General features: G+C 50.2%; 11 protein-coding genes. 6 read left to right on the top strand and 5 right to left on the bottom strand.

What is annotated here, in order from left to right:
- The first annotated feature begins 86 nt into the window (after positions 1-86).
- Entirely contained in the window at positions 87-947 is an 861-nt protein-coding gene (locus LRP57_RS05860) for a serine hydrolase domain-containing protein (RefSeq protein WP_231205605.1), read from the top strand.
- Between the two features lie 84 nt (positions 948-1,031).
- Here the strand turns inward: LRP57_RS05860 and LRP57_RS05855 are convergent, their stop codons facing one another.
- Positions 1,032-1,850 carry an exodeoxyribonuclease III gene (locus LRP57_RS05855; protein ID WP_231205604.1) on the bottom strand — a complete coding sequence of 273 codons (819 nt, stop codon included), beginning with the start codon at positions 1,848-1,850 and terminating at the stop codon, positions 1,032-1,034.
- A gap of 174 nt (positions 1,851-2,024) precedes the next feature.
- Between LRP57_RS05855 and LRP57_RS05850 the strand changes: the two genes are divergently transcribed.
- Positions 2,025-2,807: an SDR family NAD(P)-dependent oxidoreductase gene (locus tag LRP57_RS05850; RefSeq protein WP_231205603.1), complete on the top strand. Its 783-nt coding sequence runs from the start codon at positions 2,025-2,027 to the stop codon at positions 2,805-2,807.
- Positions 2,808-3,115: 308 nt separating this feature from the next.
- Here the strand turns inward: LRP57_RS05850 and pyrE are convergent, their stop codons facing one another.
- Both pyrE and LRP57_RS05840 read right to left on the bottom strand, forming a co-directional pair.
- Positions 3,116-3,685, bottom strand: a complete 570-nt coding sequence (gene pyrE / locus LRP57_RS05845; protein ID WP_231205602.1) for an orotate phosphoribosyltransferase — start codon at positions 3,683-3,685, stop codon at positions 3,116-3,118.
- 189 nt (positions 3,686-3,874) lie between these two features.
- Positions 3,875-4,696, bottom strand: coding sequence for an HAD-IIA family hydrolase (locus LRP57_RS05840; protein ID WP_231205601.1), 822 nt, complete (start codon positions 4,694-4,696; stop codon positions 3,875-3,877).
- 118 nt (positions 4,697-4,814) lie between these two features.
- On the opposite strand from LRP57_RS05840, the gene LRP57_RS05835 reads away from it, so the two are divergent.
- The 4 genes from LRP57_RS05835 (at position 4,815) to LRP57_RS05820 (ending at position 13,909) form a co-directional block, all read left to right on the top strand.
- Complete coding sequence (locus LRP57_RS05835) at positions 4,815-5,483, top strand: TrmH family RNA methyltransferase (protein WP_442984710.1); 669 nt, start codon at positions 4,815-4,817, stop codon at positions 5,481-5,483.
- Positions 5,484-5,663: 180 nt separating this feature from the next.
- Positions 5,664-6,689 (top strand): class II fructose-bisphosphate aldolase, encoded by a 1,026-nt coding sequence (gene fbaA, locus LRP57_RS05830; protein ID WP_231205600.1) that lies wholly within the window; start codon positions 5,664-5,666, stop codon positions 6,687-6,689.
- A gap of 173 nt (positions 6,690-6,862) precedes the next feature.
- Entirely contained in the window at positions 6,863-8,056 is a 1,194-nt protein-coding gene (locus tag LRP57_RS05825) for a hypothetical protein (RefSeq protein WP_231205599.1), read from the top strand.
- A gap of 330 nt (positions 8,057-8,386) precedes the next feature.
- Positions 8,387-13,909 (top strand): MucBP domain-containing protein, encoded by a 5,523-nt coding sequence (locus tag LRP57_RS05820; protein ID WP_231205598.1) that lies wholly within the window; start codon positions 8,387-8,389, stop codon positions 13,907-13,909.
- A gap of 276 nt (positions 13,910-14,185) precedes the next feature.
- Here LRP57_RS05820 and LRP57_RS05815 read toward each other — a convergent pair whose 3' ends face one another.
- Both LRP57_RS05815 and LRP57_RS05810 read right to left on the bottom strand, forming a co-directional pair.
- Positions 14,186-14,935, bottom strand: a complete 750-nt coding sequence (locus LRP57_RS05815) for a glycerophosphodiester phosphodiesterase family protein (protein WP_231205597.1) — start codon at positions 14,933-14,935, stop codon at positions 14,186-14,188.
- A gap of 74 nt (positions 14,936-15,009) precedes the next feature.
- Positions 15,010-16,413, bottom strand: a complete 1,404-nt coding sequence (locus LRP57_RS05810) for a DUF4032 domain-containing protein (protein WP_231205596.1) — start codon at positions 16,411-16,413, stop codon at positions 15,010-15,012.
- Positions 16,414-16,556: the final 143 nt, after the last annotated feature.

Genomic DNA, 16,556 nt, shown 5'->3' with positions numbered 1-16,556 from the left:
TCAAGAATGGGGCTTGAGGTTCCTGTGAGAAAACTAGGGAGCGATACTACAGATCTTTCCAAGAGCATGTTCATAGGGTGGTTCTGATGTATGCGGAACCGCCCTATGTGCGCCATGATGTACATATGCAATCTGTTGACCTGCTTCCTGCCCACCTGATTCCACCTTTCGACCACACGTGGGCACTGGTACGCCAAGGGCAGGTAGTCGCACAAGCAGGCAACGTGAACCACGTCTACCCCTTGGCTTCGGTGACAAAACTGATTGCAACATGGGCCTGCCTGATCGCAGTTGACCGAGGAATGTGTCATCTGGACGATGAAGTAGGACCCCAAGGTGCAACTATGCGGCATCTGCTTTCACATGCCTCAGGCTTGCCTTTCGATTCCACTACTGCACAATTAGAGCCGCTTAAACGTCGCATATATTCCAATGCTGGAATTGAAAAAGCATGTGAACATGTGGAAGCCTGCGCAGGAGTGGACACCTCACGCTGGATTGACCTGAATATTTTTGATCCTCTAGGTATGAGCCAATCACGTGTTGATGGCAGCCCCGCACATTCAGGGATGTCAAATATTACAGATCTGACACTTTTCGCATGCGAATTAGGGGACTCACAGCTGTTGAGCACAGATCTATTCCGTGAAGCAACAAGCATCCAGTTCCCTGAACTTGCAGGGATTGTTCCCGGATATGGCCGCCACACGCCATGCCCGTGGGGACTGGGCGTAGAAATACGAGGCCAGAAAACCCCCCACTGGATGCCGCTGAATGCCAGCGAAAACTCATACGGTCATTTCGGTGTATCAGGTTCCTTTATGTGGATCGACCCTGACCATCAGGTGGCAGCTGTTTTCCTAGGGGCAGAGCCTTTCGGAGCATGGCATAAAGAGCACTGGTCACAGATGAACACAGTGCTCCTGTCCTATGCCAGCGCCCTGTAGGTGGATGAACTTCCCGTCACCATATGAAAGATCAAGACAAGCCCAGACCCTTATACGCGCCTGAAAACCTTTGACACACTCCTTTTACAAGGAGATATCAACAATGACAGGAACATGATCGGACGCGCCTTTTCCTTTGCGTTCATCACGATCAATCTGTGCGCCCGTTACTTTCTTGGTAAGAGCAGGAGAAGCATATACGAAGTCAATACGCATCCCCTCATTTCGTGGGAAACGTAGTTTTTGATAGTCCCAGTACGTGTAATTATCTGCACGCCCACGAGTCACTTCAACCCAACCATCCTCAGTAAAAGCTTGAAATGCTGCGCGTTCTGCAGGGGAAACATGAGTTGCTCCCGCAAAAACTGACATATCCCATACGTCCTCATCGTAAGGCGCTACATTCCAGTCTCCAACCAGCGCAATATGAGCATCAGGTTGCGAATGTAACCATAATTGCCCTTGTCGTTTAAGCTCAGCCAACCACTGCAATTTGTACTCATAATGCGGGTGCGTCAATTCACGGCCATTCGGAACATACAAGCTCCATATGGTGAAAAGTTTTTCCTGACCTGCGTGTTCTGTCTGTCCTGCGATATTTACTGTCACCCCAAGGGCGCGTGCTTCTACACAGGGAGGTTCGCCAAAAGTTGGCTGATGCGGGAAAGAAGTCTCCACATTCATAATGGGCAAACGTGAAAGCACCGCTACGCCATTCCACTGATTCAAGCCGTGGGCAACGACAGAGTAACCTGCTTCTTCAAAAGGCTGGCTGGGGAACTGATCGGGACGGCATTTAATTTCTTGTATGGCAAGGATATCGGTGTGTGAACGTTCTAGAAAAGCGAGGACACGATCTACTCGGGTGCGAATGGAGTTCACATTCCACGTTGCTATTCTCATGCCTTCAGCCTAACCTCTGCTTCTGTTATGCGGCACCTAAGTGTGGGGGTTGTCGCACTGCCGAGTCGAGATAAAAGGCTGTTCCCTGACGCTATGCGTCACGTTATGCGGGCGTGAACTCTGTACCCGCATATTCAAAGCGCGTATTCACACGAGTCTGCCTATCCTAAAAGTATGGGAACAGCACTTGTAACCGGAGCTACTTCTGGATTAGGTGAAGAATTCTGTTGGCAATTAGCGCGTGCGGGACATGATGTGATCCTTGTGGCGCGACGTGAAAATCTTTTACACGACCTTGCGCTCAAACTGCATGAACATGCAGGTGTGCGCACACAAGTGATAGTTGCAGACCTTACTGACCCAAAGGACCTTGCACGTGTGGCCCAACGCCTTACTTTGACGGAGCGCTCGCATGATATTAACTATCAGCCTGTGGATTTACTGGTAAATAATGCGGGCCACGGTTTAGGGCGCGCATTTGTCAGTAATGATCTTGAATGTGAAACGCGGGCTTTAGATCTGATGGTTCATGCGGTCATGGTGTTGTCGTACCACGCGACGCGGCAAATGATTCAGCGCGGACATGGGGCAATTGTGAATGTGTCGTCTGTTGCCTCAGAAACGGGTGCGGGAACTTACAGTGCTCATAAGGCTTGGGTGAAAGCTTTCACTGAAGGTTTAAGTATGGAATTATCTGGAACAGGCGTGAGTGCGACATGCGTTATGCCTGGACCGACACGTACCGCTTTCTTTGAGAATGCAGGTGTGGCAGTACATGATTTGCCTTCATGGGCGTGGTCCCATCCGCAAAGCGTGGTTTCGCAGACATTAGCGGCAGTGCGTCGTGGCCGTGTTTTGGTAACGCCTGACCCATTAAATAAGGTCCTGATGGGAGCTATGCGTTTGGCTCCGCGTTGGGTGACGCGGGCAGTTGTGAAGAATATTCCGCATATGTGAGCAGGTTAAAGCTGGAGTGTGCTTGGCCTAAAAGTGCGGGGATTACACGTTTTCGTCGGCGCGCGCCCGGAACGAAGATCAGTTCAACCCAAGAACGAGGGGATTGTGCGCGCTTTACATATCCGACTGATGCGCCTGCACAGTTCTCATATCTGAGGGGATAGAAAGTGACTTTCCTTCGCCCCACATGGTGTTACCGTTATATGCTTCCCCGCACTTACGTGCCCCCACGCATACTCAGATGAAAATTCATCACCTGACAGAATGAGGGGACTAGCAGGGCAGCCAATGACTGAGGTAGGCCCACGTCAGGCCAGACCGATATCCTCCAAACTGAGAGCGTAAAAGTAAGGGAAACCTTCGGCTTCAATTTTTTCCTGTGCACCTGTGGAACGATCAACGATAACAGCAACAGCGACAACTTCAGCTCCAGCTTCACGCAGAGCATGTGCAGCTTCTAAAGGTGAGCCACCGGTCGTGGAAGTGTCTTCAAGGACAATAACTTTGCGTCCGGCCACATCGGGTCCTTCAATGCGGCGTTTCATGCCGTGATCTTTTGCCGCTTTACGCACAACGAAAGCGTCAAGGTCAAGGCCACGTGATGAAGCAGCGTGCAGCATAGCGGCAGCAACAGGATCAGCGCCCATAGTTAAACCGCCGACAGCGACATAGTCTTCACCGGGAGCAAAGCCAGATTCTTCCAGCAAATCAAGCATGACGTGACCAATGAGCGGCGCTGCTTCGTGATGCAAGGTAGCGCGTCGCATATCGACATAGAAATCTGACTCTCGGCCAGAGGCAAGGGTAACTTTCTCATGGATTACTGCCAGAGTTTTCACCAATTCGGCAAGACGGGCTTTGTGAGAGTCATGTGTCATACCTATCAGCATAGTCTAGGTTCTTGCTGGGCTGAGTGGGGAGCATCGCATGTGGATAATCCGATAAGTCACAGGGATACATTGCCGCCCTCGGTCTGTACGGATAACTCACAGGGCTGCTCCGTAACCTCATATGAAAAGGTGCTTCCCATGATGAGAAGCACCTGTGAACGGGCGAGTGAAGCGCGATTAGTGTGCGGCCTCGACCAGTTCAATTAATTCGCCGATACCTTCATGAATACCGAAAGGACGGAAAGGGAAGTTTTCGATTTGATCGAGTGAAGTCGATCCGGATAACACAAGGTGTGTACGTAAACCAGCTTCGACACCTGCTTGAATATCAGTGTCCATACGATCACCGACCATTGCAGCATTTTCTGAGTGGACACCGATTTTGTTTAGACCCGCCCGAATCATCACGGGATTGGGCTTGCCAATAAAATAGGGGCGTTTTCCTGTAGCTGATTGGACCATGGCGGCGATTGAACCTGTTGCTGGCAGCGTCCCTTCATCTGAAGGCCCCGTCACATCAGGGTTTGTTGCGATAAATTTTGCTCCGCCTTCAATAAGGCGGATTGCGCGGGTCAGGGCATTGAAATCGTAGGTACGTGTTTCACCGAGGACCACGTATTCAGGATCTTGGTCGGTCATAACGTAGCCGGCTCCGTGAAGCGCTGTTGTCAGACCGGCCTCGCCAATAACGAAAGCGGTAGATTCAGGGGATTGCTGCGAAAGGAAAGAGGCCGTGGCATTTGCTGAAGTCCAGATACGTTCTTCGGGTACGTGTAAACCTGAGCGTTCTAAACGGGCTGATAAATCACGGTTAGTGAAAATTGAATTATTTGTCAGGACAAGGAAAGGTACGTTGTTTTCTTCAAGTGTGTTCAGGAATTGCTGTGCTCCTGGTAATGCTCGGTTTTCTTTGACGAGTACGCCATCCATGTCGGAAAGCCACGCGGTGACTGGTGGAAGTTCATGTAATGCAATAGGTGTTTCATGTGTTTGCGTCATATCTCCAATGTAGTCGTTCTGTTGCAGGAAATTCTCTTTATGCGCGTTCCTTATCCTATTGACGTGCCGTGTGTTGTGTGGCAATTGTGTGTGCGAGGGGAAAGGCTAAAGTAAAGACGTGAATGAAAATGATGGGCGTGTTGGTGAATCTGTGAGTGATGTGGGTCCTTTGCCGCAGGATGTGCCAGCAGGTGTAGGACCGTGGCAAGGGGATTTTCCTGAGGGAGATCACTGGGATCACGACTTATTGCAGTATGGGGATCATCGTAATGTTGAGGATCGTTACCGTTACTGGCGTATGGAGGCGATCCGTGAGGATATTGCGCGACGTAGTGTGCCTTTTGAAGTGGCGATTGAAAATTTAGAGCATGACTTTAATATTGGTTCGATTGTGAGAACCGCGAATGCGTTAGGCGTGAGCAGGGTTCATATTGTTGGTCGTCGTCGCTGGAATCGGCGTGGAGCTATGGTGACGGATCGCTACTTGAGGGTGGACCATATGGAGGATGCTCAGGCTTTAGCTGATGATTGTGCGGCGCGCGGTGTGACTTTGGTGGGTATTGATAATGTGCCCGGTTCTGTTCCTTTACGTGCGGCTGATATGCCTAACCCTGTGTGTATGGTTTTCGGCGGTGAATCGGATGGTTTAAGTGAACGCATGATCGAGTTGTGTTCGCGTGTTTTTTATATTCCGCAGAGGGGTTCGACACGTTCAATGAATGTTGGACATGCGGCGGCGATTGCGATGTGGGCGTGGGTGGATGCGCACACTTGTACAGAAGAATAGGGTCCGGATGATGAGTGCAGCTGGGGTTGGTGTGTTGTGCTGAAAAACCGCTGATCTGTGAGCTGTGTGTTTTCGTTGTGGTGTGTTGCAGTTAATGATCGGGACTTCTTACCTCGTCCTTTGCGTGTAAATGTGGGACAATGAGTACTGACAGTATGTTGTGTCGATTAGGAGGCAATTGTGCCCATCGCAACCCCCGAAACCTATGCTGAGATGCTTGACCGCGCCAAAGCTGGCAAGTTCGCATACCCCGCCATTAACATCACGTCTTCTCAGACGGTGACCGCTGCTATTCAGGGCTTCGCTGAAGCAGGTTCGGATGGCATTATTCAGGTTTCTGTTGGTGGCGCTGAATACGCATCAGGTTCCACCATTAAGAATCGTGTGACTGGTTCTCTGGCTCTTGCAGCTTATGCTCGCGAGGTCGCGAAGAACTATGACGTGACCATTGCTTTGCATACAGATCACTGCGCAAAGCAGAATATTGATTCATGGCTGCGTCCTTTGCTGCTGCTGTCTGCTGAGGAAGTAAAGGCCGGCCGTTTACCGATCTTCCAGTCGCATATGTGGGATGGTTCTGCTGTTCCACTTGATGAGAACCTGGAAATTGCAAAGGAAATGCTGGCTCTGTCCCGTGCAGCTAACACCATTCTTGAAGTTGAGATCGGTGTTGTTGGCGGCGAAGAAGATGGTGTTGTCGGCGAAATTAATGAGAAGCTCTACACCACCACCGAAGATGCTTTGAAGACCGTTGAGGCTTTGGGTCTTGGTGAAAATGGCCGCTATTTGACCGCTTTGACTTTCGGTAACGTTCATGGCGTGTACAAGCCAGGTCATGTGAAGCTGCGTCCTGAAATTCTTGGCACCATTCAGGAAGAAGTTGCGGCGAAGGTTGGTTGGCACAATGATCGCCCATTCGATCTGGTGATGCATGGTGGTTCCGGTTCAACTGCTGAGGAGATTGCTTTGGCTGTTGCTAACGGTGTCATCAAGATGAATGTGGATACGGATACTCAGTACGCATTTACTCGTCCTGTTGTTGAGCACATGCTGCGTAACTACGATGGCGTGCTCAAAGTGGATGGTGAGGTCGGCAATAAGAAGATGTACGACCCACGTTCATGGGGTAAGTCCGCTGAAGCTGGTATGGCTGCTCGCGTGGTTGAAGCGTGTGAACGTTTGGGCTCCACCGGCACCAAGATGTGATCTATGCACGTCATTTAGACGTGTTGTGATGCAACGTATCATAAGGCCTGTCGCGCATATGCGGCGGGCCTTATGTTATGTGGCTGTGAACACTTGTGCATAAGAGTGTGATTCATGGGGCAAGTCCGATACGCTGGGGTTGTCGCATGAGTGAATGTTCTGAAAGGACGACGATGACCGAGAACAATTGGGAACGTGTGGAAGGTGTCATGATCGGCCGTCACGCTGATCCGAAGATGGTTGTGGAGTATCTTAATGAGCGTCACATCCTTTCACAGATTGAGTGGTATCCGATTTCCCCGCAATTATTAGGTGTGTGTTTTGCTCAAAATTCAGATCGCGCGATCGCGGTAGTCACACCGGATGGGCAGGATTTGCAGGCTGGTGCTCCTGTCGAACAGTTCGTGAATGAATTAGCTGAATTTTTTGAGGCTGAGGTTCGCGCGGGTGATTACCGTTCAGATTATTTAGTCGAACCGATAATCAACATGCCTGAATTATTTGATGAGGATGATGAAGGCTGGATAGAGCCTGAGGGGACTCGTGTTGTCGAAGTGGGGCGTACCCCGCTGTCCTCTGTTCCGGTGTTGGCGGCTCTTGAAGGCTGTGATGTGGGTGTTGTTGAGCTGGGCTCGGATTGTCGTGCTTTGCTGACGGAAATGCCTGTGGACAAAGTTGGATGGAATTTTGGTTCCCTGCCCCTTGTTTCGCTTTCCTTACGTGAGGGCGCTCTTTATGCTTCCGTCGTCTTTGATGACCATTTTGAAAGTACTGTGAGTTATACGTGGGGTATGGAGCATGTGTTGACAGGTGTTCCTGCAGGTAAGGCTGCTTCTATTCCGGTGGATATTCGTGATCTGGTCGGTGATGGTTTAGATCTTGATGTGATTGCTGCTTTTGTTCCAGATGCGGATGCTGAGGCTTTGCGTAGGACAGCTTGTATGCGTGGGGATGAATCTGTGTATGCGGTGGTGCGCGCTTTGGGCTTGCCGCGGGGGATTGCGTCTTTCCTTTTAGGGGAGTCTGTTCTTGATGAGGTGCCTGATGCGCGGGTTTATGAGGCGCGGCGGATTTCGCAAGCAATTGGTCGTAGCGTTGACATGATGTTGGAAGATCGTGAAGCGGTAGTGCATCCAGGTTTTGCTGCGTATCGTGCTTTAGATTTGGATCGCCCGTGGATTGTGCGGACGGGTGCGGCTGCGGAAGCTGTTGTAGGGGCTGGCTTGGTTGCGTGGGCTGCTCGTAGCCGTAAGCCGCGTTCTGTATGGAGTGTTGTGGGAGCTTTAGCGGGAACAGCTATGTTGGTGGATTCTGTTGCTGAATTGTTTTTAGCGAAGTATGTGCGACAACGTGTTGATCGTTCCTAGTTCAAGCGAGGGCATGTAGCGTCACCCTCACGCACCGTTTGTGGTGCGTGAGGGTGTTTTTTCTGTTGTGTGTTTATTTGTGTGATGGAGTGTTGGTGGGGCACAGGTATTTTATATTTATATTTTGTATTTATGAATAATTCTTTAATTACTTTTGATAAAAATATGTGATTTTTACAATGAATAGTATTTTCCGCTTGAAAGAAAAGAATTTTTCTGTACAAAATCCCCAAAAAATTTGACGGGGGGGGGGGGTGGTTCTTATAGAGTCAAATATTGTATTTCTGCTGAATCCCAGACAGAAAACGTACATGTTAGATGGAGCAAGTAATGGTTAACAAAAAAGCTCGCCATACTTCGCATAGATCGGCTAGAGTTGGCGTAGTTTCAGCGCTCACAGCTTCGCTGTTGGGCGCTTCTTTAGTGCTACCTGCAAGCAGTGTTACATTTGCTGCCTCTAGCGATAGCGATCCTACTGCGACCTGCGCGGCAGGTAACCCCCTGTCTGCTTACCAGCCAAAAGAGATTACACCCACAACGACAGTGCGGTTTGAAACGACAGCGACGAACACGCCACCTACTGTCAATAGGCCAAAAACTGCCTCAATGGAAATGGTATTCACCGGAGAAGGTGCGAATGCCATTCATCCTGGAGACTGGCTTTACGTCTACAGCCAGAACCTACCGATTGAATTCGCTCGCGTTGTTACTGTGGATGTCAACGGTGAACAGATTCCAATTGCAACAGTTGAACGCGAAGAATATGTCAGTGATTACTACCGCGCAATGGATTCCGACGATCCTACACGCTTTAACATCTCTGCTGACAATAACCCAGTAATCAAAGGCTTCAAATACAAAATCACCTTCAACCAAAACGTTGAAGGCCTAAAAGATATACACATCACGACGACTCTAGCTAATGCGCAGCAGTCAATTGCCTATACCAAGAACACAACCATTAAATTCCTGGTGCAGGTTAACGGAGTGACTCAGGCCGAGCAAAACATCGACGTTCCAGCGTGGAATAGCGGCGTTGGAGCAAGTAGGAGCTACGCCCGCACAGACAGAAACAATGGGAGCGGTTCCTATGCTCGTATGAATGTCTTTTCATACGATGCGCGTACGCTCAGTACAGACATTAACGACCGCAAATTTATGAAGGACTTCAACTCTGATGGCGTCCTCGTGTTCAACGGTGAAGTCGGCGGCCTACCCAAAGGTTTTGTTGCGACGATTTCTCCGAAGACAACCAACCCGAATCAATGGACATGGGCTGACTCCAACATTGTTGGCTCTAAGCTTCCGGTTTACTACATGCCCTATGACCTCAACAATGCTGCACAAACCGGTAACTCAACGGATCACACAGCCTTTGTCACCCCAGACAATATGTATGCCATCATCGAGCGCATCAGCGCCGATAAGCGAACTGCGACAGTTCGATTCGTCGGTGACTACTCGCAACCCGGTTTCATTGTCATGGGGACACTTAACCCTTCTAAGGTTCCTGAAGGAAAAATGGGTACCTTTGGCATCAACTTCGATCGTGGCGTCACAGAATGGAGCCGCACGAATGTAGGAGCCCAAGGATACAATGAAGCCATCATTGTGGATGCAAACGAGAACTCCACTGCGACAATATCTGACACCGGTTACAAACTGAATATGCCAAACCCCACCAACAGTGGGAATGCGCAATACGGGGCCAACAACCTATACAAGGCTTCACCGGCAAATGCTGGAAATCCTGAGGTGCTCAAGCAGGGCGAAATTGTTGTTCACTACGTCGATACTGACGGCAACATCATCAAAGATGAAGTCGTGAGCACTCCTGCCGCTGCAGGTAACGTGTGCTCACCCTACGACACTATCGCACAGCACCGTCCCGCCAGAATCGACGGCACAAACGGTTCCAAAGACGGCAAAACCTACACACGTGTTGCTGAAGGTGAGTACAACCTCGGTACCGTTCTAGCGCAAAGCAACTTGCTATCCGTAAAAGAAAGCAACGCGAACGCAGCTACTTTGAAGCCAGCCAACGCCGTCGACGGCACCACCCCCACAGGTCAAGTACTTCAAGGCACGTACCATGTCACCTACGTGTACGAACGCGCTGAAGGCTCCGTAACAATCAACTATGTAGACATCAACGGCAATAAGATCAAAGAACCTGTCAAAGACACTGTTAATGCAGCGATCGACACTGCCTACGACACCACCGCAGACGCTGACAACAAGCGTCCAGCTACTATCACCGCTGGCGGGAAAGTCTACAAGCTCGTTGAAAAAGGCACGCAGCCAGTAGGTGAAGTCGGCGAAAAACACAACCTCACCATCTCGCGGATCAAAGAAATCATCGCCCAAAACGACCCAACAGGTGCTGCACCTGACGGTGCCATTGTCACAGGCGATCGCGTCGTCACCTATGTTTATACAGAGGTGACAGGTGATGTCATCGTTCATTACGTTGACACTGAAGGTAACAAAATAAACGAAGACTTCACAGCAACCACGGGTGCGTCTTACACAACCCCATACAACACTGCTGAAGCAAAGTCAGACAAAATCACAAAGGAAAAGAAGGTTTACCGCCCCGCCCCAGCTGATACCTACACTGTGGGTACCGTAGGCGCGGACAACAACCTCACAACCTCCCTTAAAGACGGCGTGATTGGTGCAGACGCTGCTACCGGTGGCGCCCCATCCGGTACCGTCGGAAAGCCTCTGACAGAAGTCACCTATGTCTACAAAGAAGTGAAAGGCGATGTCGTTGTTCGCTACATGGACAACAACGGAAACCCACTCAGCGGCGGCGTAGGTAAATTCGACGGATCAAACAGGACCCTCACCATCGGTACAGTATCGGCTGACAATACGCTCAGCACCACCGATAAAGATTCTGATTATCCGGCAGCAGTAAAGAACACGGAAACTTCATCTGTCGGCACAGCATATGACACCGCTGATAACTGGCCAACCACCATTGAAAAAGACGGTAAAGTTTATGAGCGTGTTGAAGCACTCACCGCTGGTATGCCAAACGGTGAAGTTGCTGAAGGCACAACCGTTGTCACCTACTACTACAAGGTGAAAGAAACACCCGCAAAGACAGGTAACGTGGTCGTCCACTACGTTGACACCGCAGGAAATGTGATCGCCAAAGAGGTCCCCGCCATCACAGGCGCTGCACTCGATAGCGATTACGACACAACCGAATACAAGCAACCCACCATTACCGACCTCAAGACCGGTAAAGTGTACAAGCGCGTAGCACAAGCGGGTAACCTCCCAGGCGTTGGCACTGTCGACGCAACAGGTCGTCTGACCACTGCTGATCCGGCAAACACCACTGGTTTCCTTTCCAAACCAGCCAACGAAACCGGTACCGTAGCTGAAGGCACTCTTGACGTTACCTACGTGTACGAAGAAGTGAAAGGCGACGTTATCGTTCGCTACACCGACACTGAAGGCAATCCGCTCCCAGGTACCGGCACCTTCGACGGTTCCGAGAGGACCCTGACGATCGGTGAGCTTTCTGCCGATAAGACCGCGGACCCAGCAGACCAGAATTATCCGGCAGCTGTGATGAATACGCCGCTTTCCTCGGTAGGTGCGGCATACAACACCACAGATAACAAGCCAAATAAAATCACCACCGCTGAAGGCAAAGTGTACGAACTCGTCTCAGCACGAACTGACGGACCTGAAGACGGCAAGGTGAAAGAAGGAACAACCGTCATCACCTACGTCTACAAGGAAGTCAAAGGCAAAGTTGAAGTCACCTACGTCAGTACTGAGGGGACTCCAATCAAACCGAAACAGGACGTAGTTGCAGATGCCTCCATCGGTAGCGAATACAACTCGACCAGCGACACCTTGAAACCAGAAAAAATCACAGGTGACGATGGCAGGGTCTACAAGATCGTTACAGAAGCCAGTAATTTCCCAGCAGTAGGTGACGTTGAAGAAAACGGTCACAAGAAAGAATCCGCTGCGGTAACCGGTAAAGTGACCGAAAAGGATCAGACCGTTACCTACGTCTACAAGGAAATCAAAGGCAACGTGAAGGTCACCTACGTGGACACGGAAGGCGTTGAAATTCACGCTCCACAGAACGCGGCCACAGATGCCTCCATTGGTAGCGACTACAACGCAACCGGCGACACTTTGAAGCCAGCAACCCTTGAAAAGGAAGGTAACACCTACGACCTGGTTGCCGCCGGTAATTACACTGTTGGCTTGGTCGATAAGGACGGTCATCAGGTTGATTCCGCTGGGATAACCGGTAAAGTCACTGAAAATGAACAAACCGTTACCTACGTGTACAAGCTGAGAAAGCCAGTAATAAAAGGAACTGTCAAGGTCACATACAAGGACATTGACGGTAATGAAATTGCTGATCCGAAGTTTGCTGCTCAAGAACAACCGGTAGGTAATTCCTACAACGCCACAACGGAAGAACTCAAGCCAGCAACCCTTGAAAAGGGCGGCAAGAAGTACGAGCTGGTTCCAGCAGGCACCTACAAGGTAGGTGGGGTTGATAGTAACAACCACCTCAAGGAATCAGATCCGATCGTTGGTGAAGTAAAGGAAACCGAGCAGACAGTCACCTACATTTACCGTGAGGTGAAACCGCAAGGCGACGTCATCATCAACTACGTTGAACAAGGCACTGGCAAGGTTATCTCTGCCAAGGTGATCGACACTCCACAATCTGACGTTGGTACCGGCTACGACACCAAAGACCATAAGCCAGAGGTGATCGTCTACACCGATCCAGTCAGCGGCGAAAAGTCACTCTACGAGCTGGTGGGCCTGAAAGCCGACAGTAAACCGGAAGAAGGCACCGTCACTGAAGGGACCACTGAGGTAACGTACGAGTACAAGCTCGCTCCTCAGCCTGCTGATCCAGTTGGTTTCGTCACCGTCCAATACAAGGACACTGAAGGCAATGAGATCAGTCGTGAAGTTGTCGATGAAAAGAATGCTCCGATTGGCAAGCAGTACGATACCCTGACTGATAATCGTCTGGAGAAAATCACCACACCTGAGGGCAAGACCTACAAGATCGTGCCCGCTGGCAGCGACTACACCGTTGGCCCAGTAGATAAAAACGGTCGCCTTGAATCCTCTGATCCTGCCACCGGCATGGTCAAAGAAGGCTTCCAGACTGTTGTCTACATCTATCAAGAAGTCAAAGGTAACGTTATCGTTCACTACAAAGACACCGACGGCAAAACCATTGCTGAGGATGAGGAAGATATGCCTCTGGTTTCCACAGGTACGACCTACAACACTGACGATCACAAGCCGGGTACGATTCGTTCCGAAGGTAAGCTGTACAGGCTCATCCCTGAACGAACTGTCGGTAAAGAAAACGGCACAGTTGTTGAAGGTACTACCGAGGTCACCTATATCTACGAGTTGGTTCCAACGGGTAACGTAATCGTTCACTACGTTGACGAGAACGGTAATCCGATTGCTGAGGATGTCACCGACGAAATGGATAAGCCTGTAGGCGAATCCTATGACACCAATGATCGTCGTCGGAAGATCATCGAGAAGAACGGTAAGAAGTACGAGCTGGTCAGGCTCAAAGAAGGCGATAAGGAAACCGGCACGATTGTAGAAGGCGACACTAACGTGACGTACATCTACAAGCTGGTGGAAGAATCTCAGGTGCCAACACCACCCGTACCGGAACCCCCTGCCCCAAGCACTCATGGTAAAGGCGGCAAGTCTTTGGCTCGGACAGGTGTATCACCAGCCTCGACACTACTCAGCCTGAGCCTTGCGCTGCTCGGAATGGCATGTGTCAGCATCGTGCGACGTCGCCGCATTGATAGCTGAAAAGCCCCTGCTCTGACAAGTCATACATGATCTTGTCTAGGCATACCGCGGGTGGTTACCTTCCACATGGAAGGTAACCACCCGCTTTTTCGCATATATGCCACATTTGCTGAGCAACAGTGAGATTGATACCTAGGCGGTTGTTATCACGTAAGAATTGCGCGCAGCCAGCAAGATATAGCCAACTATGCGCAATCAGCTAGGTGTAATCAACGACGCGCCCCAATAACACGGGGTTACGCTGAAAGGTAAAGTTCCCTTGCTTTACCGCAGCAGCTAGCGTGCAAGTGCCTCAGCAGGAAAATCTTGCGGACGATCAGTGAAAATACCATCAACCCCCCACGAGGCAAGCTCCGCAGCCTTCTCAAGAGTATTCACAGTCCACACATTCACTTGGAAACCTGCCTCATGCATTTCATGCACCTCAGCCTGCGTTAAACCATTCACATCCGGATGAATAGCACGGCACTCCAGCTCTGCCGCACCTTCTTGCCACGTAGGGCCAGGCTGATTTTCACGAGCAAAAAGCCAGCCAAGAGCAATATCAGGACGCTCACGATGGAAACGCGCGAGCATGTCATGGTCAAATGAGGACACAAGGAAATGCTCAACATCAACATCTTTAACCGCAACAACTAAGTTTTCCAGCAACTTATCACGCAAAGCCATACCACCAAAGCAGGGCTTAATCTCCATATTCATCATCATTGATTGGCGCTGCCCGAAAGTGAGCACATCAGCCAACTCAGGGACACGCTCAAAACGATACACGTCAGAGAACCAACGGCCAGCATCTAAACGACGCAAATCAGAATAGCCCTTGTCGTAGTATCCGCCTGTGCCGCTTGTTGTCCGATCTAACGTGTCATCGTGAATGACTAACAACGTGCCATCACCCATCACGTCAACATCAAATTCAAAACGGCGAGCACCGATCTCCATAGCTTTCGCAAAGGAGGCAATAGTGTTTTCTGGGGCTAGGGAGGAAGCTCCTCTATGGGCAAAAATACGTGGATAGCTAGTCATCAAAACTCCTTTTCAACAGTGGAAATTATCATTGTCACACGCGGTGCAACTGTCAAGTAAGTGGTTTTGGGTCTTTACTCATATACGGGTAACAGGCCTAAACCGGGAACAAAACGCATACGCGGTTGAGGGGCTTCCTGCGCCCACGAACCTGAATCAGGTGAAGCCTCTGGATCGTTTGACGCATCAGCGTGCCCAAGCATTCCATCAATCGGTTCATCTTCAAGGTGAACAGCTGACATCTCAAAAGTCGTATCAGCGCCAGAATCAAGCAGCACAGCTTCGTCACGTTTCATTGGGAGCACAGAATTCACATATGAGGAAATCACATCTTCCAAAGGTAAATCGTGACCGGCATTTTGTGCGCGAAACCAGCGGTGCTCTAAGAACTCGTGAAAGATTTGGCCGGGCGACAGCTTAGCGGCAAGCTGCGGTGGGATAGCGGAAATAACCGGCTCATACACATGTCGCATCCACTCATGCGCAACCAGTTCCAAAGGCCTATCCAATTGCTCAGTGACTGCGCGGTAAGTTTTTAAATCATTTAACATGCGCCGAGCTTGCTGTTCTTCCACATCCAAACCAGTTAAACGCATGAGGCGACGATGATAATGACCTGCATCCACAACTTTCGGCTGGATAACGATATGGCGACCATCGCGATCAGACTTAATTTGCAACTCACCGACATTAAAACCTAAACGATTCAAGCGTTCAATGCGGTCTTGAACTTTCCAACGCTGATCCACAGAAATAGATTCTTCTGCGGTAAGCTCATTCCACAGTTCATTGTAACGAGTTCGGATGCGGTCACCGACCTCAATGGGATCATCCTCTGAAGGAAAATAGGACCCTGCTTGCAAATCCATAAGCTCCCCAATGATGTTGATACGCGCCAGATCAACGTCATAAGTGCGTTGGCCTTCTGTGAGGCCTTCAGGGTGAAGCTCCCCGGTTTCCGCATCAACAAGATACGCAGAAAAAGAACCCGCATCACGACGAAACAAAGTATTCGACAAAGAAACATCGCCCCAATAAAAGCCAAGCAGATGCAAACGCACCAATAGGACCGCAAGCGCGTCAATGAGACGTGTCGCCGTGTCCTCAGTCATGTACTTGCTAAAAAGAGCGCGATAAGGCAAAGAAAACTGCAAATGCTCTGTCACTAGGACTGCGGGAAGCTCCTCATTCTGCGCATCTGTTCGCCCGGTGATAACCGCAGTTGGTAGGACTGAGGGGGCTTGTAGGCGCGACAGATCACGCAGGAGCTCATACTCCTTATGAGCTACCGTTTCACCGATTTCTTTGACAGCGATCACTCGGTCAGATAAATGAACAAAACGTACCACATGTCGTGATAATCCACGTGGCAAGGCTGCGAGGATATCAGCAGGCCAGTCCTCTAATGGAAGTTCCCACGGAAGATCAAGGAGTGCTGGATCAACGGTGGAAGCCGTAATCTCCAAAGCGTGAAGCATGGGCTTATTCTCTCATTTTTGAGGGCGGCGGACAGTATGTGCGTATGTGGGAGAAAAGAAAAGCTCACCCTCAACCAGAAAATAACGAGCGTCGGCCCTACCCGTAGATAAAGCCGACGCTGCGAATATGTATAACCCGACAT

Source organism: Schaalia sp. lx-260 (genome assembly GCF_021083645.1).
GTDB lineage: Bacteria > Actinomycetota > Actinomycetes > Actinomycetales > Actinomycetaceae > Pauljensenia.
This window is presented reverse-complemented; position numbering and strand designations above follow the sequence as displayed.

Coding starts and splice junctions, on each gene's coding strand:
- pyrE (WP_231205602.1), bottom strand. CDS start 3,685: ATGACACATGACTCTCACAAAGCCCGTCTTGCCGAATTGGTGAAAACT.
- LRP57_RS05815 (WP_231205597.1), bottom strand. CDS start 14,935: ATGACTAGCTATCCACGTATTTTTGCCCATAGAGGAGCTTCCTCCCTA.
- LRP57_RS05855 (WP_231205604.1), bottom strand. CDS start 1,850: ATGAGAATAGCAACGTGGAATGTGAACTCCATTCGCACCCGAGTAGAT.
- LRP57_RS05840 (WP_231205601.1), bottom strand. CDS start 4,696: ATGACGCAAACACATGAAACACCTATTGCATTACATGAACTTCCACCA.
- LRP57_RS05850 (WP_231205603.1), top strand. CDS start 2,025: ATGGGAACAGCACTTGTAACCGGAGCTACTTCTGGATTAGGTGAAGAA.
- LRP57_RS05825 (WP_231205599.1), top strand. CDS start 6,863: ATGACCGAGAACAATTGGGAACGTGTGGAAGGTGTCATGATCGGCCGT.
- LRP57_RS05860 (WP_231205605.1), top strand. CDS start 87: ATGTATGCGGAACCGCCCTATGTGCGCCATGATGTACATATGCAATCT.
- LRP57_RS05810 (WP_231205596.1), bottom strand. CDS start 16,413: ATGCTTCACGCTTTGGAGATTACGGCTTCCACCGTTGATCCAGCACTC.
- LRP57_RS05820 (WP_231205598.1), top strand. CDS start 8,387: ATGGTTAACAAAAAAGCTCGCCATACTTCGCATAGATCGGCTAGAGTT.